Source organism: Streptomyces sp. NPDC013187 (assembly GCF_042899705.1).
Taxonomy (GTDB): Bacteria; Actinomycetota; Actinomycetes; order Streptomycetales; family Streptomycetaceae; genus Streptomyces; species Streptomyces hawaiiensis_A.
In genome coordinates this window covers 483,071-506,180 of sequence record NZ_JBIBAF010000002.1, presented here as the reverse complement: position 1 = coordinate 506,180, position 23,110 = coordinate 483,071, and the positions used below count along the sequence as shown (strand labels likewise).

General features: G+C 68.0%; 22 protein-coding genes. 14 read left to right on the top strand and 8 right to left on the bottom strand.

The window, feature by feature from the left end; translation table 11 throughout:
• The first annotated feature begins 49 nt into the window (after window positions 1-49).
• Both ACFY5B_RS05460 and ACFY5B_RS05455 read left to right on the top strand, forming a co-directional pair.
• The gene (locus tag ACFY5B_RS05460; RefSeq protein ID WP_389964844.1) at window positions 50-1,423 is read left to right on the top strand and encodes a DUF445 domain-containing protein; all 1,374 of its coding nucleotides are present in this window, start codon (window positions 50-52) and stop codon (window positions 1,421-1,423) included.
• 67 nt (window positions 1,424-1,490) lie between these two features.
• On the top strand, window positions 1,491-3,011 hold the full coding sequence (locus ACFY5B_RS05455) for an MFS transporter (RefSeq protein ID WP_389964842.1): 1,521 nt from the start codon (window positions 1,491-1,493) through the stop codon (window positions 3,009-3,011).
• Window positions 3,012-3,146: 135 nt separating this feature from the next.
• Here ACFY5B_RS05455 and ACFY5B_RS05450 read toward each other — a convergent pair whose 3' ends face one another.
• Both ACFY5B_RS05450 and ACFY5B_RS05445 read right to left on the bottom strand, forming a co-directional pair.
• Window positions 3,147-4,646 carry an alginate lyase family protein gene (locus ACFY5B_RS05450; RefSeq protein ID WP_389965156.1) on the bottom strand — a complete coding sequence of 500 codons (1,500 nt, stop codon included), beginning with the start codon at window positions 4,644-4,646 and terminating at the stop codon, window positions 3,147-3,149.
• 339 nt (window positions 4,647-4,985) lie between these two features.
• Entirely contained in the window at window positions 4,986-5,288 is a 303-nt protein-coding gene (locus ACFY5B_RS05445; RefSeq protein WP_389964839.1) for a hypothetical protein, read from the bottom strand.
• Between the two features lie 172 nt (window positions 5,289-5,460).
• On the opposite strand from ACFY5B_RS05445, the gene ACFY5B_RS05440 reads away from it, so the two are divergent.
• The 7 genes from ACFY5B_RS05440 to ACFY5B_RS05410 all read left to right on the top strand — a co-directional run bounded on the left by ACFY5B_RS05440 (window position 5,461) and on the right by ACFY5B_RS05410 (window position 13,165).
• The gene (locus ACFY5B_RS05440; protein ID WP_344454081.1) at window positions 5,461-5,886 is read left to right on the top strand and encodes an Hsp20/alpha crystallin family protein; all 426 of its coding nucleotides are present in this window, start codon (window positions 5,461-5,463) and stop codon (window positions 5,884-5,886) included.
• Between the two features lie 112 nt (window positions 5,887-5,998).
• Entirely contained in the window at window positions 5,999-6,460 is a 462-nt protein-coding gene (locus tag ACFY5B_RS05435; protein WP_389964835.1) for a DUF2267 domain-containing protein, read from the top strand.
• A 337-nt stretch (window positions 6,461-6,797) separates the two neighbouring features.
• Complete coding sequence (locus ACFY5B_RS05430) at window positions 6,798-8,084, top strand: extracellular solute-binding protein (protein WP_389964832.1); 1,287 nt, start codon at window positions 6,798-6,800, stop codon at window positions 8,082-8,084.
• Between the two features lie 6 nt (window positions 8,085-8,090).
• On the top strand, window positions 8,091-9,068 hold the full coding sequence (locus tag ACFY5B_RS05425) for a carbohydrate ABC transporter permease (protein WP_389964829.1): 978 nt from the start codon (window positions 8,091-8,093) through the stop codon (window positions 9,066-9,068).
• Window positions 9,068-9,985: a carbohydrate ABC transporter permease gene (locus ACFY5B_RS05420; RefSeq protein WP_389964826.1), complete on the top strand. Its 918-nt coding sequence runs from the start codon at window positions 9,068-9,070 to the stop codon at window positions 9,983-9,985. The genes ACFY5B_RS05425 and ACFY5B_RS05420 overlap by 1 nt, the downstream gene beginning before the upstream one ends.
• Window positions 9,982-12,732, top strand: coding sequence for a beta-galactosidase (locus ACFY5B_RS05415; protein ID WP_389964824.1), 2,751 nt, complete (start codon window positions 9,982-9,984; stop codon window positions 12,730-12,732). Before ACFY5B_RS05420 ends, ACFY5B_RS05415 begins: the two co-directional genes overlap by 4 nt.
• Window positions 12,733-12,796: 64 nt before the next feature.
• Window positions 12,797-13,165 carry a hypothetical protein gene (locus tag ACFY5B_RS05410; RefSeq protein WP_389964821.1) on the top strand — a complete coding sequence of 123 codons (369 nt, stop codon included), beginning with the start codon at window positions 12,797-12,799 and terminating at the stop codon, window positions 13,163-13,165.
• Between the two features lie 336 nt (window positions 13,166-13,501).
• On the opposite strand, the gene ACFY5B_RS05405 is transcribed toward ACFY5B_RS05410, so the two are convergent.
• Window positions 13,502-14,674: a serine hydrolase domain-containing protein gene (locus ACFY5B_RS05405; protein WP_389964818.1), complete on the bottom strand. Its 1,173-nt coding sequence runs from the start codon at window positions 14,672-14,674 to the stop codon at window positions 13,502-13,504.
• Window positions 14,675-14,745: 71 nt separating this feature from the next.
• Entirely contained in the window at window positions 14,746-16,089 is a 1,344-nt protein-coding gene (locus ACFY5B_RS05400) for a transcriptional regulator (protein ID WP_389964815.1), read from the bottom strand.
• A 252-nt stretch (window positions 16,090-16,341) separates the two neighbouring features.
• On the opposite strand from ACFY5B_RS05400, the gene ACFY5B_RS05395 reads away from it, so the two are divergent.
• The 4 genes from ACFY5B_RS05395 to ACFY5B_RS05380 all read left to right on the top strand — a co-directional run bounded on the left by ACFY5B_RS05395 (window position 16,342) and on the right by ACFY5B_RS05380 (window position 19,374).
• Complete coding sequence (locus ACFY5B_RS05395; RefSeq protein ID WP_389964812.1) at window positions 16,342-16,833, top strand: ATP-binding protein; 492 nt, start codon at window positions 16,342-16,344, stop codon at window positions 16,831-16,833.
• 300 nt (window positions 16,834-17,133) lie between these two features.
• Window positions 17,134-17,301, top strand: coding sequence for a hypothetical protein (locus ACFY5B_RS05390; RefSeq protein WP_389964809.1), 168 nt, complete (start codon window positions 17,134-17,136; stop codon window positions 17,299-17,301).
• A gap of 85 nt (window positions 17,302-17,386) precedes the next feature.
• Window positions 17,387-18,583 (top strand): JmjC domain-containing protein, encoded by a 1,197-nt coding sequence (locus ACFY5B_RS05385; RefSeq protein WP_389964806.1) that lies wholly within the window; start codon window positions 17,387-17,389, stop codon window positions 18,581-18,583.
• Window positions 18,517-19,374, top strand: coding sequence for an aldo/keto reductase (locus tag ACFY5B_RS05380; protein WP_389964803.1), 858 nt, complete (start codon window positions 18,517-18,519; stop codon window positions 19,372-19,374). The genes ACFY5B_RS05385 and ACFY5B_RS05380 overlap by 67 nt, the downstream gene beginning before the upstream one ends.
• Here ACFY5B_RS05380 and ACFY5B_RS05375 read toward each other — a convergent pair.
• The 3 genes from ACFY5B_RS05375 to ACFY5B_RS05365 all read right to left on the bottom strand — a co-directional run bounded on the left by ACFY5B_RS05375 (window position 19,362) and on the right by ACFY5B_RS05365 (window position 21,597).
• On the bottom strand, window positions 19,362-20,213 hold the full coding sequence (locus ACFY5B_RS05375; protein WP_389964801.1) for a hypothetical protein: 852 nt from the start codon (window positions 20,211-20,213) through the stop codon (window positions 19,362-19,364). The genes ACFY5B_RS05380 and ACFY5B_RS05375 overlap by 13 nt on opposite strands.
• Before the next feature lie 316 nt (window positions 20,214-20,529).
• Window positions 20,530-20,751, bottom strand: a complete 222-nt coding sequence (locus tag ACFY5B_RS05370) for a DUF397 domain-containing protein (RefSeq protein ID WP_389964798.1) — start codon at window positions 20,749-20,751, stop codon at window positions 20,530-20,532.
• A complete protein-coding gene (locus ACFY5B_RS05365) occupies window positions 20,752-21,597 on the bottom strand; it encodes a helix-turn-helix domain-containing protein (protein ID WP_389964795.1) in 846 nt (281 codons plus the stop codon).
• A 218-nt stretch (window positions 21,598-21,815) separates the two neighbouring features.
• Here ACFY5B_RS05365 and ACFY5B_RS05360 point away from each other — a divergent pair, with 218 nt between their 5' ends.
• A complete protein-coding gene (locus ACFY5B_RS05360) occupies window positions 21,816-22,448 on the top strand; it encodes an ATP-binding protein (RefSeq protein ID WP_389964792.1) in 633 nt (210 codons plus the stop codon).
• A gap of 142 nt (window positions 22,449-22,590) precedes the next feature.
• Here the strand turns inward: ACFY5B_RS05360 and ACFY5B_RS05355 are convergent, their stop codons facing one another.
• On the bottom strand, window positions 22,591-23,055 hold the full coding sequence (locus ACFY5B_RS05355; RefSeq protein ID WP_389964789.1) for a very short patch repair endonuclease: 465 nt from the start codon (window positions 23,053-23,055) through the stop codon (window positions 22,591-22,593).
• Window positions 23,056-23,110: the final 55 nt, after the last annotated feature.

Genomic DNA, 23,110 nt, shown 5'->3' with positions numbered 1-23,110 from the left:
GCCGGGAACTCCTGTTCCGTTCCAGGAGTCGGTCAGGAAGGGACAATGTGTGTGCGGGATCACCGAGCGGGTGGAGCGGATGGAACGGACGAAAGCAGCAGAAAAGGGTGCCGACGCCGGAGGGCAGCATGCCCGCCCCGGCGGCGCCGTGAACCGTGCGATGACGACGTTCAGTCCGGCGGACGAGGAGAAACAGCGCGGCGTACGCCAGATGAAGCTCACCGCCACCGGACTCCTGGTGTTCGTGGCGCTGGTCTACGTCCTGTCCACGTGGGCGCACAACTCCGGCGCCGGGGCCTGGGCGGCCTATGTCGCCGCCGCCTCCGAGGCGGGCATGGTCGGCGCGCTCGCCGACTGGTTCGCCGTCACCGCCCTCTTCCGGCACCCCCTCGGCATCCCCATCCCGCACACCGCGATCATCCCCACCAAGAAGGACCAGCTGGGCGTCTCCCTGGGCGAGTTCGTCGGCGAGAACTTCCTCTCCGAGGACGTCGTACGGCAGCGGCTGCGCGCCGTCGGCATCGGCAGCCGCCTCGGCGCCTGGCTCGCGGTCCCCGAACACGCCGACCGGGTCACCGCCGAGCTGTCCACCGCCCTGCGCGGCGCCCTGACGGTCCTGCGCGACTCCGACGTCCAGGCCGTGGTCGGGGAGGCCATCACCCGTCGTGCCAATGCCCAGGAGATCGGGCCCGGCATCGGCAAGATGCTGGAGAAGGTCGTCGCGGACGGCGGCCACAAACGCGTCGTCGACCTCGTCGTCAACCGCGCGCACGACTGGCTGGTGCTGCACCGGGACGAGGTGATGGACGCCGTGGAGGGCGGCGCCCCGGGCTGGACGCCGAAGTTCGTCGACCGGAAGGTCGGCGAGCGCGTCTACCGGGAGCTGCTGCGCTTCGCCACCGAGATGCGCGACATGCCCGGCCACCCGGCGCGCAGCGCCCTGGACCGCTTCCTCACCGACTTCGCGGGCGACCTCCAGTCCGACACCGACACCCGTGCCCGCGTCGAGCGGCTCAAGGGCGAGGTGCTGGGCCGCGGCGAGGTCCAGGACCTCATCGCCAGCGCCTGGACGGCCGTACGATCCATGATCGTCTCGGCCGCCGAGGACGAGCGCAGCGAGCTGCGGCTGCGCGTTCGGGCGTCCCTGCTGTCGCTGGGTTCGCGGATGGCGGGCGAGCGCAAGGTGCAGGACAAGGTCGACCAGTGGGTGGAGGACGCGGCCGTCTACGTCGTCACCACCTACCGCAAGGAGATCACCTCCCTGATCACCGACACGGTGGCGAGCTGGGACGCCGAGCACACCACGAGGAAGATCGAGGCGAACATCGGCCGGGACCTGCAGTTCATCCGCATCAACGGCACGGTCGTCGGCTCCCTGGCCGGCCTGCTCATCTACACGGTGTCGCACGCCCTGGGCGCCTGAAACTTCGGGCGTAAGAGAAGCCGGTCAGGGCACTCGATCCGGGTTCCGCTCGAGGAGGAGGGGGCCCATGACCACCGCCCAGGCCGACACCGGCCGCACCGTGACCACCGACATCCCAGCCCGTCTCGACCGCCTCCCGTGGTCGCGCTGGCACTGGACGATCGTCATCGGTCTCGGCACCGTGTGGATCCTCGACGGACTCGAAGTCACCGTCGTCGGCAACATCGCCAGCCGCCTGTCGGAACCGGGCAGCGGTCTGCCCATCACCTCCGGCGAGGTCACCGGCATGGCAGCCGCCCTGTACGTGGCGGGCGCCTGCCTGGGCGCGCTGTTCTGGGGTCGTCTGACCGACAAATGGGGGCGTAAAAAACTCTTCATGATCACCCTGGCGGTCTACCTGGCCGCCACGGCCCTCACCGCGATCTCCTTCGACACCTGGTGGTTCTTCCTCTTCCGGTTCCTCACCGGCTTCGGCATCGGCGGCGAGTACGCGGCGATCAACTCCGCGATCGACGAGCTGATCCCCAAGGAGTACCGGGGACGCACCGACCTGATGATCAACGGAAGCTTCTGGCTGGGCGCGGTCTTCGGCTCGCTGCTGTCGATCGTCGCGCTGGACACGGACATCTTCGCGGCGAACGTCGGCTGGCGCCTCACCTTCGCACTCGGCGCGGTCCTCGCCCTGGTGATCCTCCTCGTCCGCCGGCACGTCCCCGAAAGCCCGCGCTGGCTGCTGATCCACGGCCGCGACGACGAAGCGGAACGCATCGTCTCCTCCATCGAACGCAAGATCGAGGAGGAGAGGGGCGAGCCGCTGCCCCGTGCCGAGAGCGAGATCACCATCCACCAGCGCCGCAGCGTCTCCTTCCTGGAGATCGGCCGCACGGTCTTCTCCGCCTACCGCAAGCGGGCCGTCCTCGGCTTCTCCCTCTTCATCGGCCAGGCGTTCCTCTACAACGCGATCACCTTCGGCTTCGGCGCGATCCTGACGACGTTCTTCGACGTCCCGAGCGGCAACACCGGCTACTACTTCGCCGTCATCGCCATCGGCAACTTCTTCGGCCCGCTGTTCCTCGGCAAGCTCTTCGACACGGTCGGCCGCCGCATCATGATCTCCGGCACGTACATCCTGTCCGGCCTGCTCCTCTTCGGCACGGCCTGGCTCTTCGACCGGGGCTCCCTGAGCGCGACCACGATGACGGCCTGCTGGTGCGCGGTCCTGTTCTTCGCCTCGGCCGGCGCGTCCAGCGCCTACCTGACCGTCTCCGAGGTCTTCCCCATGGAGACCCGCGCGATGTCGATCGCGTTCTTCTACGCCATCGGCACCGCGGCCGGCGGCATCAGCGGCCCGCTCCTGTTCGCCAAGCTCACGGAATCCGGTGTCGTCGGCGACACGGTCCTCGCCTTCTCGATCGGCGCGACGCTGATGTGCCTGGCCGGCCTGGTGGCAGCCCTCCTCGCGGTGAAGGCGGAACGCCGCTCCCTGGAGGACATCGCCCAGCCGCTGACGGCTGCGGACAGCGGCGGGACGGACGACGACGCCACGGACGCCCCCGGGGCGAAGGGAAGCCGAACGGCGACGGCCTGAGGACCCGATGGCCGGACGGGTGTTCGTTTTACCCGCCCGGCCCGATGACCGGGGGCGGGTTTTCGCTACTCGCCTGCCACGACGACCGGGGTCTTCGTCACTCGCCCGGGCGACGACCGGGAGACGGGTTTTTCGTCACTCGCCCGCCTCCCGCCGCACCCGGTCACGCCTGCGCAGCAACAGCAACCCGCCCGCCACCGCGCCGATCCCCGCCGCGGCGGCCCATCCCGCCGCATCCCCGGAACCGGTCGCGGCAAGGTCCTCCCCACCCACCGGAGACGCCGAAGCCTGCGGCCGGACCCCCTCGGCGGCACCCCGCGACCCACCGGACGGCCCCGGTCCCGGCGTGGGGCTCCCGCCGGCTCCCGGTCCCGGCGTGGGGCTTCCGTCGGCTCCCGGTCCCGGCGTGGGGCTTCCGCCTGCCCTCTCCACCCGGTCCCGGGTGAACGCGAGCGTCCCGAACCCCAGCTGATCGAAGCCCCCACTGTTGGGCCCGTAATCCCCACCCCCGCCCTCGGGCGCTGCCTTGGCGGCCGCCCGTGTGAGGTACGACGCCGGCAACCCCCGCCGCTTGGTGTAGTGGTTGGCGATCATCGCCCAGATGGGCCGGGTCATCCCCGGATCCACCCGCGCGACACCGGACGCGGTCTCGACTCCCGACCAGCCCCCGATCGCCCCCTTCTTCCGCGTGTTCGCCGTGTACGGCACATCCCCGCCCAGGGTCCACTTGGCCACGTACTGCGCGCCCTTGAGGAACCGGCTGTCGTCGTACCCGTACAGATCGATCCCCTGGTTCCACGCCATCTCGCACACCGTGCCCATCAGCCCGACCCCGAGCAGCGCGTGCCCCTGGTCCCGCCCGGCCTCGACCCACTCGCCGAGCCCGTCCGCATGGACGACGGGGATCGCGTGCCTGACCGACCCCATGCCGTCCCCGTGCTTGAAGTACTCCACGGCCCGCTCCACCACGGCCCGTTCGTCGCAGAAGATCCCGGTAGCGAGGACGCACGCGATGGCCGTCAGGTCCCAGTTGGGCCAGTAGTTGGTGACGACGGCGCTGTTGTGACGGCTCAGGAAGTCGTCGCTGAGCGGATGGAAGACGTTCAGCAGCAGCTCACGGGCCCGCCCCAGGTCGAAGTCCTCGTGGTCCCGGACCAGTTCGGCGGCGTTCGCGAACTGGTAGCCGTACAGCCCGGCCGCCAGGAACCGGTCGGCACTGCCCTCCAGCCGGGTCAGCTTCCCCGACCAGGCGTTGAGGATCGCCACGGCGGTGTCGGCGTACTCCTCCTCGCCGCTGACGTGGAAGCGCAGGGCGTTCTGGTAGGCGGCGTGGATGTCGTTGTAGAGGATCCTGTAGTTCTCCGGAGTGCCCGACCCCCGGTACACGACGGCCTGCGGATTCGCCCGCCAACCGCTCTGCGCGTGCCGGTTGGCGGTGAGCTTGGCGAACCCGGCGGTGTACGGTCTGGCCCCAGCCCTCACCTTGGCCGCCATACGGTCCAGATCGGCGCGGGTGTGGAGCAGCCCGGGGTGAACGAGAGGGGCGCCGGCGGCACCGGCCGGGGTGGCGAGCGCGGTCGCGCCGGTACCGAGGCCGATCCCGGTGCCCACACCGATGCCCGTTGCCTTCAGCATGCTGCGGCGGCTGATCTGTCGTGTCACGTCGTCGTACCTCGGCGTCTCAAGTCGCGTACCTGCGGGGGACGGTGAGGAGACGCCGGACGGTGAAGGGGATAACAGAAACTGCGCTATAGTTGATCTGCGTCCAGTCGCCGGAACTCCGGCAGCCGGACGATGCGTTGGTGGTCCAAGGAAAGACGCCCCACTTCCTGTGGGGAAATGCAGGTGCAAGGCCTGCCCGGCGCTCCGACAAGAACCCGGCCCTGGGATTCAGGGCCGGGTTCTTTGCTGTGCCGAAGCGCCGCGTCGCACCGCCGCATCGCACCGCCGCGTCGGATCGCCGTGCTCGGCAGGTCAGCCGCGCCGGTCCGCGACCGCCCACGACGCCAGCCCCACCGCCCCCGCCACACCGAACACGGCAGGCCAGGCACCCACCTTCTTCGCCAGCGGATGAGACCCGGCGAAGGCGGCGACATACGCGGCCGACAACGCCCCCGCGGCCACCCCGCCGGCCTGCCGGCGCCACTGCCGCGCCGCCGCCACACCGGCCGCGGCGAGCACGACCCCGCCGAGCGGCCGCTGCCGGGTCCAGCGGGCCACGCCGTACCCGCCCACGAGCCCGCTCGCGGCGACCACCGCACTGGGAACCTTCGCCATACCTGCCTCCTGCGTCGTACGCCCTGCTCGGGATCTTGAGGCTAGCCCGCAGGCTTCGGAAACCCGAACCTGAGCCTGGGCTTGTCAAGTTTCCTCCTCCGAGCTATATAAGAAGAACGCAGAGCACGTAGGGCATCGCACCCACTGCATCCGAAGAGAGGAGTGACCAGTGATGCTCATGCGCACGGACCCCTTCCGTGAACTCGACCGACTCACCCAGCAGGTCTTCGGCCCCGCCGCCGCCCGTCCCACGGCGATGGCGATGGACGCCTACCGCTCCGGGGACGACTTCTTCGTCCACTTCGACCTCCCCGGCATCGACCCCGAGACGATCGAGCTGGACGTCGAGCGCAACGTCCTGAACGTCCGAGCCGAGCGCAGGTCCCCCGCCCCCGAGGGCGCGGAACCGCTCGTCGCCGAGCGCCCCACCGGCACGTTCACGCGCCAGCTGTTCCTCGGCGACACACTCGACACGGAGCGCATCGACGCCTCCTACGAGGCCGGCGTCCTGACCCTGCGCATCCCGGTGGCCGAGCAGGCCAAGCCGCGTCGCATCCAGATCTCGGGCGGCGACACGCGCAGGCAGCTCAGCGGCTGACCTCACCGCACGCCCAGGCAGGTCGCGCCGCCGGCCCGATCCCCCGGCGGCGCGACACCCCCACGCACGCATCCACGCGCACCCCGTACACACTCGGAGGAAAACCCCACACATGAGCACGACGACGGTGCCCCGTGTGACGACTAGACGCGCCCCTCACGCCGCCGACGCCGACGACGGCTGGCCCCGGCTGGTCGACGCGGTCCGCGAGTCGGGCCTCTACCCCACCCGGGCGAAGGCGGAACAGGTCACCCGTACCGTCCTGGCCGCCCTCGGCACGCACGTCACCGGCGACGAACGAGTCGACCTGGCCCGCGCCCTGCCCGCGGAGGCCGCCCGGCTGATCGCCTTCCAGATCCCGGCCACACACCGCCTCACGGCCGCACGATTCGTCGACCAGGTCGCCTCACGCACCCCCGGGGCGACGCCCGCCACGGCCCGCTGGGACGTCAGCTCGGTCCTGAGCGCACTGCCGCCCCTCATCGGCGACGACCTGGTCACCCGCATCCTGGCCCAACTCCCCACCGGCTACGCCCTCTTGTTCGGCCGAGCGGAGCTGACGCCGGTGTCATAGGAGCCTGACGTCGTAGGCTCCGGAAGCGACGCGCCCGACGGCCGCCCTTTGTCACGCAAGGGGTGGCCGTCGACGCGTATGGCACCCCACCCGGAGGAACCATCCGGAGGAACCACCGCCGAGGAACCGGCCGTTCCGCGCTCCGCCGGTCCACCTGCGACAACCCCGCCGATGCCCGCTTTTGTGCTGCCTCGAGCTCCGGGTCACAACTGAACCCAAACGAAACAAGGTCTTGTCGCTCACTTAAAACGATGGTTATTTTAACCGCCATTCGAAGTCCGGCGTGATCATCCGGGCGACCTCAAAGCGTGTGCATGTCTCAAGGAAGGGCAGTGCCATGACGCTTGACAGTGCGCGGTTTTCTCGTCGGGGTTTTCTGGGGCTGGGAATCGCGGCGGGAGTCATCACGCTCACGGCGTGCGGGTCCGGCGCCGGTGCGGCTGACGCCCCGCTGGTGATGACGGTGTGGGGCGGCGACCCCGACCGCAAGACGTATCAGGCCCGCATCGACCTGCTGGTCAAGAAGCACCCGGACCTGAAGGTCAAGCTGCAGCTGATCCCGGGCGACGCCTACCCGCAGAAGGTGCAGACCATGATCGCCGGCGGCACCGGGCCGGACATCATGCAGGTCGCAGAGAGTGTCAACACGTACTCCAGCAAGAACCAGCTGCTGCCCCTCGACGACCTCGCCAAGAAGGCGAAGCTCGACCCCGAGCAGCGGTTCGGTCCGGTCGGCTCGCTCTACACGTACCAGGACAAGCTCTACGCGATCCCGGACCGCTCCGGCGCCGTCACCGTGTTCTACAACAAGGACATGTTCGACAAGAAGGGCATCAAGGCCCCCACCGCGGACTGGACCTGGGACGACGCCCTCGACGCGTTCAAGGAGCTGACGGTCCCCGGCAAGGTGTGGGGATACAGCGGTGCCGAATGGTTCCCGCAGTGGTGGAGTCTCGCCTACCAGAATGGCGGCACCATCATCGACCCCCAGGGCCGCCCCGCGGTCGACAGCGACGAGGTCGTCGAGGCGCTCCAGTGGGCGGGCGACCTGGTCTTCAAGCACAAGGTCGTGCCGAGCAAGGCGGACTACGCCGACATGGGCCCCGACATCGGCGGCGACCAGGCGTTCCCCAACCAGAAGGTCGCCACCCACGCCAACGGCTTCTGGGTCATGTCCGGCCTGACGAAGGTGAAGTTCGGCTGGGACATCGCGCCCATGTGGCGCGGCAAGAAGCAGGCCGTGTCGGCGTTCGGCAGCGGACTCGCGATCTCCCGCACCTCCAAGCAGCGCGACAACGCCTTCAAGGCGATCGACTTCCTCACCGACGTCGAGGCGCAAAAGGAGATCATCGCCTCCGGTCAGGACGTGCCGGCCAACCTGGAGGTGCAGAAGAGCCAGGCCTTCCTCAAGCCGTCGTGGATGAAGACGGACGTCGACATGGGCGTGTTCGCCGAGTCGAGCGAGTTCGTCTTCCGGGCGCCGTTCATCCCCGAGTGGAACGAGATGATCGACACGATCTCCAACGGCCTCGCCGACTTCTGGCTCGGCAAGGAGCGCAGCGCCAAGAAGGCGCTGACCGCCGTACAGAAGGACCTCGAGTCCCTCATCAAGTCCGCGGGATGACCGGCGATGGCGACCACGACGGCCCCCACCCCCGAGACGTCCTCGGCGGCCGCGAAGAAGCCCGCGTCACCGATGAAGCCGAAGCTCTCCAAGCGCCGACGCCGTGAGGCGCTCTCCTTCTACCTGTTCATCTCCCCATGGGTGATCGGCTTCCTGGTCTTCCTGCTCGGGCCGATGATCGCGTCGATCTACTACTCCCTGACCGACTGGGACTCTTTCACCCCGCCGAAGTGGGTCGGCTTCCAGAACTACGTCAAGATCCTCACCGACGATCCGGCGTTCTGGAAGGCGCTGTGGAACACCTTCTACTACGCGGCGATCTCGGTCCCGCTGGGTCTGGTGCTCGGGCTCTGGCTGGCGAACCTGCTCAACAAGCAGGTCAGGGCCCGCAAGTTGTTCCGCACCCTGATCTATCTGCCGACGCTGATCCCGCTGGTCGCCACCGCGATGATCTTCCGGATGGTGCTCGCGCCGAACGGGCCGATCAACGACTTCCTCGGCCTGTTCGGACTCTCGGGCCCCAACTGGCTGCTCGACGGCCCCTGGGTCAAGCCCGCCCTGATCCTGATGTCGGCGTGGGGCGCGGGTGCCGCGACCGTGCTGCTGCTCGCCGCGATGAAGGGCATCCCGCGTGAGCTGTACGAGGCGGCCGAGGTCGACGGCGCCAGCGCGACGCGGCAGTTCTGGAGCATCACGCTGCCGCATCTGACGCCCATCATCTTCTTCAACCTGATCATGGGCCTGATCAACGCGTTCCAGATCTTCTCGCAGGTCTACATCCTCATCCCCAAGGGCAAGAACCCCGCCGGCTACGACGCGGCCCAGACCATGGTGCCGCTCCTCTTCGACCAGGCGTTCAGCTACTACCGCATGGGCTACGCCTCGGCGATCTCCTGGCTGCTGTTCCTGGTGATCATGGTGTTCACGGTGATCGCCTTCCGCACCACCCGGCGCTGGGTGTTCTACGAGACCGAGGTGAAGTGATGGCGACCCTGGCGACCCCGGTGCGCAAGCGCGGGCACGAGGACCGGCCCGCGAAGGAACAGGCCCCCGCCGTGCGGGCGTTCCGCGCGACCCCGTTCACCTACGGCACCCTGCTGATCGTCGCGGCGATCCTGACCACCCCGCTGGTCTTCGTCGGTTCGATCGCCCTGGCCGGCGACGCCACCGTGAACAACGGCGGCTTCACGATCATCCCGCGAGAGTTCCACTGGGACAATTTCTCCCGGGTGTTCGGCACCGAACTGCCGGTGGGCACCTTCCTGCTCAACTCGGTGCTCATCTCGCTGTTCTCGGTGGTGGGACAGGTCCTCTCCAGCGGCCTGGTCGGCTACGCCTTCGCCCGGCTGCGGGCGCCCGGCAAGAACACGATGTTCCTCGTCGTCATCGCCACCATGATGATCCCGACGCAGATCACGATGATCCCCCAGTTCATCCTGTTCCGGGACCTGGGCTGGGTGAACACCTTCCTGCCGCTGATCGTTCCGAACTTCTTCTCCAACGCCTTCAACGTCTTCCTGGTGAGGCAGTTCGTCTCCCGGCTGCCCAGCGAGCTCGACGAGGCCGCCATGATGGACGGCCTGGGCTTCTTCGGCGTCTACCGGCGGATCATGTTCCCGATGCTCAGGCCCGTCCTGATCGCCATCGGCATCTTCACCCTGACCCACACCTGGGGCGACTTCATGGGCCCCCTGATCTACCTCAACGACGAGTCGAAGATGCCACTCGCCCTGGGCGTGCAGTACATCACCGCCACCTCGCAGGCGGGCCAGGCGCCGCCCTGGAACCTCGTGATGGTCGGCTCGATCCTGCTCGCCCTGCCGATGATCCTCGTCTACTACCTCGGCCAGAAATACCTGTACGAAATGGACATCAGCGGCGGAAGCGCGGGAGTCAAGTGAGCCACCCCACCACCACACTCGGCCAGAGCACCGCATTCGACCGCTCCGCCACACTCGGCCACGGCATCGCGCTCGACGCCCGCGGCATCCGCTTCGAGGGCGGTCCGCAACTCGTGCTGTGCGCGTCCCTGTTCTACTTCCGCCTGCCGCGGGAACAATGGCGCGCCCGGCTCGCCCAGGTCCGGGCCTCCGGCTACACCTGCGTGGACGTCTACCTGCCGTGGAACTTCCACGAGACGGCCCCCGGCCGCTGGTCCTTCGAGGGACGGCGGGACGTCGCCGCCTTCCTCGACCTCGCGCAGGAGGAGGGCCTGTACGTCATCGCGCGGCCCGGCCCCTACATCTGCTCCGAGTGGGACGGTGGCGCACTGCCGGCCTGGCTGGGCCTGGACCCCCAGCTGAGGGTCCGCCAGCACGAGCCGCGCTTCCTCGACCGGGTCACCGCCTGGTTCGACCAGGCGCTGCCGCTCCTCGCCGAACGCCAGTACCCGGCCGACGGCCCCGTCATCATGGTGCAGTTGGAGAACGAGCTGGACTTCTTCGACTGCGAGGACCGGACCGGCTACCTCACCGCCCTGCGCGACCAGGCCGTCCGTCACGGCATCACCGTGCCGCTGATCGCCTGCTCCGGACAGGGCGACCTCCAGGGCGCCACCGGCGACGTCCCCGGTGTCGTACCGGCGTGCAACTTCTACCCGGACGACGACTCCCCGCACATCGAACCCGAAGTGCGGCGCTACGCCGAGCTGCTGGCGGAGCGCGACCTCCCCCTGCTGATCACCGAGACCAACCGCCTCCACCGCACCCTGCGCCGGCTCCTGGCCAGCGGCGCCTCACTGATCGCCCCCTACCTCCAGTCCTCTGGCTGGAACTTCGGCTACACCCCCTCCGCGGGGAACTGGGGCAGGCCGGGCAACCTCATGAGCCACGGCTACGACTTCGGTGGCTACGTCTCCTCCACCGGCACCGAACGCCCCGAGTACGCCGAGGCCCAGATCCTCGCCCGTGTCATCGACACCCTGGGCCCGCGCCTGGCGCTCGCCACCCCGACCACCCCGCACACGCCGGTCACCACCGACTTCCCGACCAGCTCGTCACCGTCGGCCCTGCGACTCGACGGAGGCGGCCGGCTCCTCGCCGTACCGCACCTCGGAACTCGGACGGGCACGGCGGCCGCGCCGGGAACAGCGGTCGTGAACGGGGTGCCGGTCGCGGTGGCGGCGGACTCGTGCCCGTTGATGCTGATGGACGTGCCCCTGGGACCCTGGGGTCACGACGGGACACTCACGCTGGCGTCCGCGGATCTGGTGGCGGCGGGGGAGGGCGTGCTCGTGTTCTCCTCCGAAGTGCCGGTCACCGTCGTCGTCGGGGACACCCGCGTCGAGATACCGGCGCCGACGGCCGGAGCGCCGCAGCGGGCGACGGCAGCAGGGCTGACCCTCGTAGCGCTGTCCCCGGCAGACGCCGTACGCCTGCACGGCACGGACCGCGACGGCACCATACGTCTCGACACACCGTCGCCCGCACGGCCCGCCGCATCGGAACCCGTCGCGGTACGGCACGCGCGGCGCCGAGCGGACACCGCACCCGAGCGGGCGGCCGGCCGACACGAGCTGCCGCCGACGCTGGAGTCGCTCGCGGTGTACCGGGGACGCGGCACCTACCGGACCACGACCGATCTCACGGACATCGACGAGCTGCTGCTCGTCGGGGCGGCGGACATCGTCGACCTGTCCGTCGCCGACCGGGCGCGCCCGACGATCGCCGACTTCGGCGCCACCCGCCGGATCGACGTCCGCGAGGCGACCGGTGCCGTCGAGGTCGAGGCCGTCGTGGAGATCTGGGGCCATGCGAACTTCGACGACGCACGCCTGCCGGCCCTCCGCCTCGGCGCGCTGCGCGGGCTCGGCACGCTCTGGACGGTCCGGGAGACGACGGACGTGTCGGCCCTGTGGGAGGTACACGGCCACTGGGCGGGCCGCCCGGCACCCCTGCGCGAGCTCGGAGGCTGGAGCAGCACCCGCGTCGGCCTCCCCGTCACCTACACCCGCGAGATCCGAACGGCCACTGCTGCGGCTCTTCACCTCAAGGGGGTGGTCGAGCCGGTGCGGGTCACTGTGGCCGACGGCGAGCCGCATACGGCCGGCATGGTCCACGAGCCGCTCGGCGTCGACACGGCCCACGAGCCGCTCGGCGTCGACATGGCCCACGAGCCGCTCGGCATCGACACGGTCCACACCGTCCACGCTGAGGACCCCTGGATCCCGCTGCCCGCGGGCACCCACAGGGTCTCGGTCACGCTGCCACACCATCCCAGCGGCGGCGGCCTCCGCGCCGAACTGCTCACCCTGGACCCGGTGACGGACTGGACGTGCTCCGCGCAGGACGACGACCTGCTGACCGCTTTCGCCACCGCATCCGCACCCGGGCAGGAGGTCCAACTGCCGCTGGTCCTCGCACCGGGGGAGGAGGCATGGCTCGACGTCGACCTGCCGCCGTCCCACGACGGCCTCCTCCTGCGCCCGGACGGCACACAGATCCGGGTGACCGGCTGGGCGGGCGGGGAGTGCGTGGGCCGCGTCTGGGCCGGCGACCGGCCGGACTTCTCGGGCGGCGACGCGAATGTCCTCTGGGTTCCGCCGGGCTGGTCGGGGCTGACCCTGCTGGTGCGAGGCGCCGCAGGACCGAAGGCTCCGGAGCTTCGCATGCTGCGGCTGGAATCGTCCGACTCGGAAGGCCCGCAATAACCGGGTGCACAAGTACGAGTGGCCTCCTACCGTCAGTACCCGTCGAGCTGCACCAGGAGGGTGTGTGTCACCGGAAGTCGAGCCAGGCGTGTACGAGATCCGGATCCACGGATACCCGAGCCCGAAGGAGGCCCTCGCACTCCAGACCCCGATCGAACGCCTCCTGTGCCCGGACCCCGACCACGCCCCGCCGTGCGAGGTCCCGTGGAGCTTCACGCTCTCCGGTGGGGAAGCCGACTCCACGGCTCTGGTCCTGGGCGTGTATACGTCCGAGGGCAGGGCCATGCAGGTAGCAGAGTGGGTCCGCACCCTGGTGGGCGAGAAGCACCCCGTCGCCGTGAGCGCGGGCGATGCCGAGGACTGGGAGGAACTGGTGGAGCAGTACCGGATCGAGAGAGGGCTGCGCTCAGAGCGGGACGACAACGAGCAGTAGAGGGCAGGGCAACTTTCGGGTGCCCAAGCCGCTGCTCCCTATCGCAAACCCGCACCCGACCGATGTCGCGATTTCCTGCTGGCCGATCCCCGCTACCCGCCACCCGGCCACGGGTCCGCACCCCCACCCACCGGCCCCGCCGCCCCACTTCCGGGCCACACGGTCGGCAAAATCCCCGCGGTGGAGGGGCGGGTGTCAAGAGTGAAGCGAAGCGCAATCGGCGCCAGCCGACGCCCGAAGGGCGCTCTTGACACTCGCCCCGGAACCGCCAACCTCGTGAGAACCGGGCGGCCGTGAGCACCTCCTGGCCGACGGAGTGGCCACAGGTCCGGTCGGTTACGACAGCGACTTCCGGAGTGCCTCCACCAAAGACGTCGCCCGGACGTCGTCGGGACCGCCAATGATGTGATTCATCACGTAGCCGAAGGCGACGCCGTGCTCAGAGTCGGCGAAACCGAGCGAGCCGCCCCGACCGGTGTGACCGAACGAGTGGGGACCGGCCATGGTGTTCGCTACGGTGGGCAACATGTAGCCCGAGCTGAAGCGGCTCGGCGTGATCATCACCTGATCAACCCCACTGACCTGCTCTTCAGTCGCAGACGACAGCGTTCCCGGAGCCAGCAGGCGAACGCCGTCCACTTCGCCGATCAGCGAGGCGTACATACGGGCTAGTGCGCGTGCGGTGCCAACTCCGTTGGAGGCTGGTAGTTCCGCAGCCTGCACTTCGGGCATGTTGAAGTCGATCTCGGATGGATAGGTCACCGCAAACGCCCTGTTGCTGAACGAGTTCGGATCGCGCCAGGCAGCGACCAGTTCGCGGAGCTCCTTGAGAACTGATTCGGTGGGTACGGTGGTGAGATCAACGGCTGGTCGCCAGTACACCATGCGGCTGACCCGGTCGCGTTGATCCGCCGGCAGGCCGATGAAGAAGTCAAGCCCCAGGGGGGCGGCGATCTCGTCGGCGAAGAAGCTGCCCGGCGTCCGGCCGGACACTCGTCGGATCACTTCGCCGACGAGCCAACCCCAGGTGCGGCCGTGGTAGCCGTGCGCCGTGCCTGGAGTCCACTGGGGACGCTGAGCGGCAAGTGCGGCCACCATCGGGTGCCAGGCCAACGCTTCGTTCAGTGGGACAGGTTGGTCCAGTGTGATCAAGCCGGCCTGGTGGGATAGAAGCCAGCGCACCGGGATGTCCGCCTTGCCATTCGCGGCGAACTCCGGCCAGTACTCCGCCACCGGCGCATCCAAATCCAGTGCACCGCGCTCGACCAGCATGTGCGCCGCGGTCGCGGTCGCCCCTTTGGTCGCAGAGTAGACGAGCTGCAGCGTGTCCCGCGTCCACGGCCGACCAGTCTCAGAGTCGGCAATGCCACCCCACAGGTCCACCACCGGGCGGCCGTACTGGTACACGCATACCGCCGCGCCAATGTCACCGTGCGCGGAGAAGTTCGCTGCGAACGCCTCACGCACCGGTTCGAACCCAGCCGCGACCTCACCCTCGATCGTCGTCATGCAGTCCATCCTGGCATTGCGAGTGCCGGCTCCCTGGGGGCGCACTCGTCTGGGATTTCCGGTGGCGGCTGTCAGGATGCGGCGGGCAGAGCCTGGAGACGCGCGCGAAACTCGCGAACGGCGGGGACAGACTTGTGGGCTTCGAGTCGTACGGAGAACTCTTTCAAGCGGCCCACTGCCCGAACGGAGCTGATGTTGCTCTCCAGCAGGCCAGCGCCGTAGTTCGCTGCGTCCAGCGCCCCTTCCAGGTCACCGCCTGCTAGCCGGGCCTCGGCCAGGCGGCTGGAGCGTACGGCTTTGTCCCGAGGCGCCGCGCTCTTCACGGAGGTCTCCAGGGAGTCCGTCGCGCGTTCCACCTGCCCGGATCGCAATAGGACCTTGCCCTCGGTCGACTTCAGCTGAGCCTCGCCGAACCAGTTCAGCCAGTCCGGGTTTTCCTCCTTGGTGTGGCGCTCCCAGTGGGACACGGCGCGGTTGAGTGCTGTTCCGGCCTTTGCGTGGTCGCCGTCGCGGGACAGCGCCTCGGCTTTGTGTAAGTAGAGGAAGGACTGGGTGTGCGGCGACAATGTTCGAGGGGCGTTGTCGATGGCTGTCGAGATCAGGTCGACCCGCTCGGAGGTTCGTCCAGCCTCGGAGACGTGAACGCCCATCTCCGCGAGGATGAAGGCGCCGAACGCATCGTCTCCAGCAGTACGGGCGCTACGCAGTGCTCCGACGTAATAGCGCTGGCCGGCGGACCGCAGCCCCGCGTCGTATGCCATCCAGCCGGTCAGGTGCGACACTCGGGCTGCCAGGGCGTAGAGGCGGATTCGGATGCTCTCCGTGTACCGGGCGGTGCTGAGGAGGCCGGTGACGAGGGCGAGATCGCCACGTGCCTGCTCAAGCAGTGGGGCGCCGCCGAGTTGGTCGTCGAGAGTGCGGAGCGTGCTGATGCGCTGCTCGATCGTCGACACCATGGTGTCCGTTACCTGATCCCCGCCCAGGGCCGAGGCGAAGGCGGACGGCGCGTCCACCCAGCTCGCTGCGAGGCCCGTCAGGGCGGCGCCGGTGATGGTGAGAAAGCCCCGGCGATCCATGCGGCCACTCCCGACGAGTTCGGACAACGCCTCAACGGTACCGGCCTCGGTCCACGGGGCGGTGAGTCCCGTGACCCCCCAGACCGGAAGCCATCGAGGCCAACCTTCCTTGCGCGCATGCTCGTACGGGACGCACAGGAGGTCAGCGAGTACGTGCTGGGCGTCGGCGTCCGGTTCCTGCCCCTGCTCCCATTTCCATACGGTGGTCCGGTTGGTCGCGAGCGGAATTCCGAGTGACCTCCCGTGCGCCTGCATGAGTCGAGCAAACTCGGCCTTCCCCCATCCGCGTGTCTGGCGGAGAAAGCTCAGCGGGTGGACCGCCAACGGCTCACCAGGCATGTCATCACTCCCGTCATCCCCGCACGGCGTAGTGGGGAGGCTACTTCGCGTGGGCGCGTACGGGGAGGGCGTCCCCCCATGAGGAACCCCCTAGAAACATTCCGCCCTGCTGGCCAGATCGGTTGACTGAACATCAGCCGTCCACGAACTCGCGCAGGGTCTCGACTCGCGGAACGGATCTCAGGTCGGCGGCTTTGCCCTAGTTTCCTGTCTGGGAAGGAGCCGCTCTCCAACTCCTCGGAGGCGTCAGTCATGCCCACGCTCGTCCATCGGTTCGTCCTCGCGGGTCAGGAAAAGGAAGTTTCCCTCGCCCGGCGCAAGGTCGTCGACAAGGTGCGTGCGTGGGGTGTGCCGCTGACGGATGAGACGGCTGACGCCATCCGCCTTGTCGCCTCCGAGCTCATTACCAACGCCGTGGTCCATGGGGAAGGGCCTGTCACCGTCACGCTGCACCACCGCCCCGGCCGTCTCGTGATTGACGTCGTTGACGGCAATCCCGCTGCCCCGCAAACGAGTTGCGCCCAAGCCGACCAGGTGAGTGGGCGCGGCCTGGCACTGGTGGAGCATCTCGCTTCGAGGTGTGCCTGGGAGCCTGCTGGCTACGGGAAGCGCGTATGGGCGGAGATCGCGCTTCCCACGGTGGCACCCGCCATCCGAGCCGCCGTTCTACGCCGGCTATTCGCGCTGCGACCGAGGCACGGGGGCGCTGCCGAGCCTAAAGCGCTCACCCTGACGGTCGCGTGATGGGACGGCACGCATCACGGACGGCTCCGCCGCCTGATCCTGATGCCGTTTTCCCGTCGCGACATTAATCCCGTACCAGGGAGCCACCCAGTACGCGCTGCGGGACCGCCACGAGTGGAAGGCGCGTGGCGAGTGCCTGCCGATGAGTCGCGGACCTGCCCGTTCGTCGGGGCAGGACCGAGTTTTTCGCGCCCCCAATGACCGCCGCCCCACGGCAATCCCCGTCTCCCACGGCCGTGGGGCGGCCACTGATCTCCCGTCGGAGACCTGGCGGGAGAACCGAAGAGGAAGGAGCACGAGATGGCAGAACCCATGGCACCGCCTCCGGCCCGGAGTGGCCTCCTGGTGGCGGTGGAAGAGCTGACCGCCGTCCATGAGCGGTACGACAGCCTCCGGTCGGACAACCAGGGAAGTTCCGGCGACGCGCCGTGGCCGGGCGGCGACGGCAACCTGCACGACAGCGAGTAGGCACGAAGCGGTGGGGCCGGCGCGGTCAGTCATGCCGGCCCCACTGCGTTCGAATCACGTGGTCGAACCCATGGAGGACACAACGATGGAACACCAATTGATCAACGCCGTCGAGACGGCGCTCGGATGGAGCGGGGCCGAGGAACTGGGCAAGGGCTTCGTACGCGGGCGCATCGACGACCCCGCATTCGTCTCCCGCATCATGACCCCGAACTGCCTGCTCGACATTGCGATGCGCAGGAGTCTGAACCGCCCGCAGTTCCGGTGCTTCCAGAAGGGCGAGGAGGTCCACCCCGCCATCTACTACACCGACAGCGTCAGTCCCCGGGGCCAGAGCATCTCCATGGTCAACATGCGCAGTCTGGGCAGGCTCCTGCGGGAAGGCGCGACGGTGATCATGGACCAGGCCAACGTCTTCGATCCGACGATGGAGGTCGCCTGCCGGGCCCTGCAGTGGTGGTCCCGCGAGCGAGTCCAGGTCAACGCATACCTAACGACGAACGACGCCTCCGGCTTCCCCCTGCACTGGGACGACCACGATGTCATCATCGTCCAGCTTGCCGGGGAGAAGGAGTGGGAGGTTCGCGCGACCTCCCGCAATGTCCCGATGTACCGGGACGCCGACCCCAACACCACTCCGAGCGGCGAGATCATCTGGTCCGGTCTCATGCGGACCGGTGACGTCATGCACATCCCCCGGGGCCACTGGCACCAGGCGACACGGACCGGCAGCGGTTCCGGTAAGAGCCTGCACGTCACCTTCGGCATCACCAAGCGCACGGGAGCGAGCTGGCTCGCATGGCTGGCCGACTGGTGCCGCGAGCGCGAGATCTTCCGTCACGACCTCGACCGGTGGCAGGGAACGGACGGCGAGGCGCTGGCCGCGGCCGCCGCCCAGCTCGTCGGCGAACGCTCCCCGGCGGACTTCCTGGCCGCATACGAACACGAGACGGCGCTGCCTCGGCACGTGCCGTTCCTCGACGTACTTGGGTCACTCGATGCTGTGGTGTGCACCACCCACTTTCCTCCCCGCGTCCAGGAACACGAAGGGACCGTCGACATCGTGGCCTCCGGGAAGAAGCTCACCCTCACGGCCAAGACCCTGCCCGCGCTGCGTCTGCTGCTCAGCGGCCAGCCGGTTGCGCTGGAGCGAGCCGCGGCCGTAGTCGGAGCCGAAGTGACCGAGGTCGCCGAGATCCTGGTGGAGGAGGAGCTGTGCGCGGTGCTGACCCCCGAGTTGTCCTCGGGCTACACCGGTCTCGTCACGAACGCCGTCTCCTAACCGGAGCGTTGGACCTCGGTGTCACTGCACTCGACACCAGCAGCAACTACCTCGGCTTCCGCTCGCATCAGGTCCTGGCACGGACAGCCGGTGACCTGCTGCCGAGGTTCACGGTCTCCACCAAGGTCGGATATTTCGCGGGGCCGGACGGGGCGGAGCATTCCCTGGACCCCGTGCGTCTGCGCACGGCCGTGGAAAAGGCAGCTGAGGACCTCGGACGGGAGCCGGACCTGGTATTCCTGCACAACCCGGAGCACTCGCTCCGCGAAGCCGCCCCTCGCAACCAGGACGCGCTGGTACAGGCGTGCGCAACTCTGGAGGCGGCCGTGGCGAAGGGACTCTGTGCAGCCTGGGGTGTCGCGTCCTGGAACCCTTTACCGCTGCTGAGCGTGATCGACCCGACCGGGCCGAGGCCGGCGGTCCTTATGGTCCGCGCTGGTTTGATGGTCGGAGCCAGGACGCTAGACGCTGCGGATGCCCTCACCAAGGTATGGGGACTGGAGGATGCCAAGTTGTGGGGGATGAGCCCTTTCGGAGGCAGTACCAGCACTCGGGTGTGGGACAAGATCGACCCACGCGTCTTCCTACGGGACGGCAGCCGACTCTCACGCCTACAGGCGGCGTTCCGAACCGCCTATCACCTTCCGCGGGTCGGCTGCGTTGCCGTAGGCACCGATGAGCCCGCCCACCTCAGCGAACTCGTTGAAGCGCTGGCGGGCGGGGTCGACGAGCGGACTGTCGCGGAATACCGGAGTCTCCTCCGTGGCGGCTCGCGCGCTCATTCGGCTTGAAGCTCCTCGATGACCTGCTCAGCCATGCGCCGGGCGGGTTCCAGCCGCGGGTCCTCCGGGTGCGCGTACGGCCCGAGGATCTTCGAACAGGCGAACAACGTCATCAACTTGCCGTCTCGGCTCTCGAAGTCCGACCGGCGCTCGCGCCTTACGCGGTCGGCCAGAGCCGGGACCGCAAGGGAACTCGCCCACAGAGAGGATGAATCCAGCCCCAGTGGCGCGCTACCCCAGTCCTCCCAGTCGAAGAGGCTGAACACCGGGGCGGTCACGTTCGCCCAGTTCAGGTCGGCGTGCGCTGGCACCCACTGTTGAACAGAGGTATCAAAGTCTTTCGGGAAGACACTGTGAATGGATTGCGTGACGAAGGCCTGGGTGATGGTGACTGTGTCCGGTGTGGCGATCCGCAACGTGTCTTGACGGGCTAGTGCGTCCAACGAGGCATTCAGTGCTTCCCACCACTCGTCCGGTACTTCCGGGGCTGCGCTCAACACGGCAGCGCCGACGGGCGCAGCAGGCAGGAGCTCGGTCTCGTCGGCCCGCCATACGGCTGGGCCGTCCGTCCAGACCACACAGCCACGCCATTCGGGTTGAGCGATGCCTTCCAGGCGCGCGGCGGCTTCAGCTCCGTTCCACCCGTGGGAGGGGATCTTGTCGATCAAGCGCCGCTCGATCCGCACCCAGGTGTCGCGGTCCGTTCTAGCGCCCACAGTGCGACGCTTGCGCACCACCGTGCTCGGGAGCAGGCGCGCCTGCAGCGACCGTCCGACGCGATCAAGAATGTCGTCAACCGGTTGTACGCGTAGGTCAAAGGTCTGACGGGCGGAGACCGAGAGCGCCATACTCGCGACCGTAGCAGCGCGCTGATAGAGGCCGTGGCATGCGGCCGGGATCTCGCCGCGGGCGTCCCGGCCTTTCGGCTGCGGCCAGGCATGCCACGGCCCGCGAGGGCGTACCCCGCGCATGCCCATTCGGCGCCGTTTCTGTGGGACGGCGTGAACCATGCTGGTTGGCAGGTCTCCGGGTTCGTTCCATGCTTGCCCTTTGGCCGGGGTGGAGGTGATCAGCCGGCCTCTTAGACCACGTCTGGACCTGACGCGTAAAACAGGCGTTGGGCAGCCGCCGCGTCGGCACTGCGGGGCGAGGCTGGGGCTTGCGTTACTGACCAGCCTCACGAACCGTTGCAGTGCTCACAGCCTTCACAAAGCAACGCCATGCCTCACCGCTAACGGGAACGAATGGCCCCCTTGAGACCTTCGAGTCGCGTATGAGAGCGCCTTGAGCGACGTAGGCACACTCCACGCACTCGGTCGCGTTGCCGCCGCTGTAAGACGACTTGAACCACCTGAGGTCGGGTGCGATCTGCGGTCCAAGAGACATTCAGAGCTCCTTGCGGGCGCGATGGATCAGGGCGGAGGAAGCCTCCATGTCCAACGCTTGTGCGCGCAGGTACTCGAACGCAAGTCTGTATCGCTCCAGTTCCTCTTCCTTCTCCAGGAAGAGCGAACCTGTGTGGAAGTCGACGTACACCACGTCGAGGGCCGATTCAGGGCCGCCGATGATGACGAAGCTCCCGAGTGCTGCGGCGTGCGCTCCCTTGGAGAATGGCAGCACCTGGAGCGTGACGTGAGGGGACTCGTTGGCTTCGAGAAGCCGGTCGAGCTGTTCTTTCATCACAGTCGGCGACCCGACGACCCGGCGGACCACTGACTCATCGAGGATCGCCCATAGATGCAAGGGCTTCGGGCGGGACAGGAGGTCCTGCCGCTTCATGCGGATGTCGACCAGCCGTTCGATCTCCGCTGACTCCAGCGGCACTTCGTTGGCCTCCTGGAGCGCCGTGCTGTAGGCGCGTGTCTGCAGGAGCCCCGGAACGTAGACGCAGCAGAAGTGGTTCTCACGAACGGCTTCGTCCTCAAGGGTGAGCAGCAGGTTCATGCTCTCCGGGATGGAGTCGGCGAAGGAGTTCCACCAGCCCTGCTCTTTGGCGTTCTTAGCGAGGTTGACGACGGCTCGCCGCTCGGCGTCTGTTGCGCCGTACTCGCGGCAGAGTGCGTCGACGACGAGCCACTTGACCGGGCCGGCTGTGGTCTCGTACCGGCTGACCGTCGCCTTCGATACGCCAACGAGACGCCCGGCCTCCTCGAGTGTCAGTCCTGTGCGGGAGCGCAATTTGCGCATGCTGGCGCCCAGTTGGCGGCGTCGTGTCGTACTCCGTTCGGGCATGCGGCTCCTTCACCATGTGCCGGGCCTCGGCCCGCGGGACGCCCATCAGGCTAGGTAGCTGTGAACCAGGCCCACTACCGGATTCACCTGATCGATTCCCATGAGAAGTTACACAGTGAGATTTCTCTGTGCCATGCTCGTTCTCGGTCGCTACGCAACGCAGTCGTACGGATACGACCAGGCTGGCGTGTTGGGTGACCTGGGAAGGAGGAGTGGTCATGGCTGGCCAGGAAGTCACGGAGTCCCGGCTCCGTTGTGTTCTGCCCTTCGAAGCGGTGCCGATGGAGGTGCCTCTGCTGCGAAGAGCAGCCGCGCAGCAGCTCGACCGGTGGGGCGTACTGACCGCTTCTGACGAGGCCGAGCTGCTCGTTACGGAGCTGGCCACCAACGTCGTCAAGCACGTGGGCGAAGGTGCGTTAGCGACCCTGATCCTTGAGAGGAAGGGGGAGCGGCTACGCCTCGAAGTCCACGACATGAGCCCCGTCGTGCCCACCATCAGGGCAGCGGAATGCGGTGAGGAATGCGGCCGTGGCCTGCATTTGCTCGCGGCGATGGCGTTGGACTGGGGCACCGTTCTTACGGCAGCGGGTAAGGCAGTTTGGTGCGAGCTTGCGCTGACTGACGGGCGTAGCTGCCGACGGGTCGAGCGAGCGGTGGAGGCACTCGAGAAGTACAAGAGAGCCGGGCGGGAGCCCGGTCAGCGAGGTCGAATCGGTGATGTGCTCCTTGTTGAGTCTGCGGTGGAACTGATCGCTGATCTGCTTCACTGGACCGCTGCTCGCGGTAACGACCCGGACGACATTCTCGATCGTGCTCAGATGCACTACGAGGCTGATTCGGAGGCTGCTTGACGGGCTTATTCCCCGGAGGCATTGCACTTCCTCGGAACTGGGATGCTCAAGCAGCTCCTGGATGCGCAGGTCTGCAACTGCCGCTGAGGCAAGAGCGCGGAGTGTGGATGTGTCCCTTCGCCGCAGGCGTGAGGCAAATCCGTCATTCAGCGCGTGTAGCTTGATCGACGGGGGGAGTGGCTTCGAGAGTAGCGATGATGCGCGCTGCGGCCTCGTCCGGTGCCTCGTGCTCCCAGACACGGACGACTGTCCACCCTGCGGCTGCAAGTGCTGCATCGGCGGCCCGGTCTCGCGCAACATTGCGCTCGAGCTTCGGCCCCCAGTACCCGCCATTGACGCCAGGCTGTCGTCCGTGCTCGGGGCAGCAGTGCCAGAAACAGCCATCTACGAAGACAGCTACACGCGCACGGGTAAAAACGATGTCCGGCCTTGGGCGCGCACCCTCAAGTTGCAGACGAAGATCAACGCGGTACCGCTTCCCCGCGGCATGGAGCAGCGACCGGATGGTCCGCTCAGGCTTCGTGTCCCGCCGCTTGATCGCAGCCATGTTCCGCGAACGGCCGGGCGTAGGCGGTGTCGGCGTTGCGGGGTCTGTGCTGGAGGTCATCGCCTACACCGTAGCCCTACTGTCAGACCCACAGTGTTTGATGGGTCAGGATGGT

Bases quoted from the DNA above. Each gene is read 5' to 3' on its own strand.
- ACFY5B_RS05455 (WP_389964842.1), top strand. From the start codon at position 1,491: ATGACCACCGCCCAGGCCGACACCGGCCGCACCGTGACCACCGACATC.
- ACFY5B_RS05450 (WP_389965156.1), bottom strand. From the start codon at position 4,646: ATGCTGAAGGCAACGGGCATCGGTGTGGGCACCGGGATCGGCCTCGGT.
- ACFY5B_RS05445 (WP_389964839.1), bottom strand. From the start codon at position 5,288: ATGGCGAAGGTTCCCAGTGCGGTGGTCGCCGCGAGCGGGCTCGTGGGC.
- ACFY5B_RS05440 (WP_344454081.1), top strand. From the start codon at position 5,461: ATGCTCATGCGCACGGACCCCTTCCGTGAACTCGACCGACTCACCCAG.
- ACFY5B_RS05435 (WP_389964835.1), top strand. From the start codon at position 5,999: ATGAGCACGACGACGGTGCCCCGTGTGACGACTAGACGCGCCCCTCAC.
- ACFY5B_RS05430 (WP_389964832.1), top strand. From the start codon at position 6,798: ATGACGCTTGACAGTGCGCGGTTTTCTCGTCGGGGTTTTCTGGGGCTG.
- ACFY5B_RS05425 (WP_389964829.1), top strand. From the start codon at position 8,091: ATGGCGACCACGACGGCCCCCACCCCCGAGACGTCCTCGGCGGCCGCG.
- ACFY5B_RS05420 (WP_389964826.1), top strand. From the start codon at position 9,068: ATGGCGACCCTGGCGACCCCGGTGCGCAAGCGCGGGCACGAGGACCGG.
- ACFY5B_RS05405 (WP_389964818.1), bottom strand. From the start codon at position 14,674: ATGACGACGATCGAGGGTGAGGTCGCGGCTGGGTTCGAACCGGTGCGT.
- ACFY5B_RS05400 (WP_389964815.1), bottom strand. From the start codon at position 16,089: ATGCCTGGTGAGCCGTTGGCGGTCCACCCGCTGAGCTTTCTCCGCCAG.
- ACFY5B_RS05395 (WP_389964812.1), top strand. From the start codon at position 16,342: ATGCCCACGCTCGTCCATCGGTTCGTCCTCGCGGGTCAGGAAAAGGAA.
- ACFY5B_RS05390 (WP_389964809.1), top strand. From the start codon at position 17,134: ATGGCAGAACCCATGGCACCGCCTCCGGCCCGGAGTGGCCTCCTGGTG.
- ACFY5B_RS05385 (WP_389964806.1), top strand. From the start codon at position 17,387: ATGGAACACCAATTGATCAACGCCGTCGAGACGGCGCTCGGATGGAGC.
- ACFY5B_RS05375 (WP_389964801.1), bottom strand. From the start codon at position 20,213: ATGGCGCTCTCGGTCTCCGCCCGTCAGACCTTTGACCTACGCGTACAA.
- ACFY5B_RS05370 (WP_389964798.1), bottom strand. From the start codon at position 20,751: ATGTCTCTTGGACCGCAGATCGCACCCGACCTCAGGTGGTTCAAGTCG.
- ACFY5B_RS05365 (WP_389964795.1), bottom strand. From the start codon at position 21,597: ATGCCCGAACGGAGTACGACACGACGCCGCCAACTGGGCGCCAGCATG.
- ACFY5B_RS05360 (WP_389964792.1), top strand. From the start codon at position 21,816: ATGGCTGGCCAGGAAGTCACGGAGTCCCGGCTCCGTTGTGTTCTGCCC.
- ACFY5B_RS05355 (WP_389964789.1), bottom strand. From the start codon at position 23,055: ATGACCTCCAGCACAGACCCCGCAACGCCGACACCGCCTACGCCCGGC.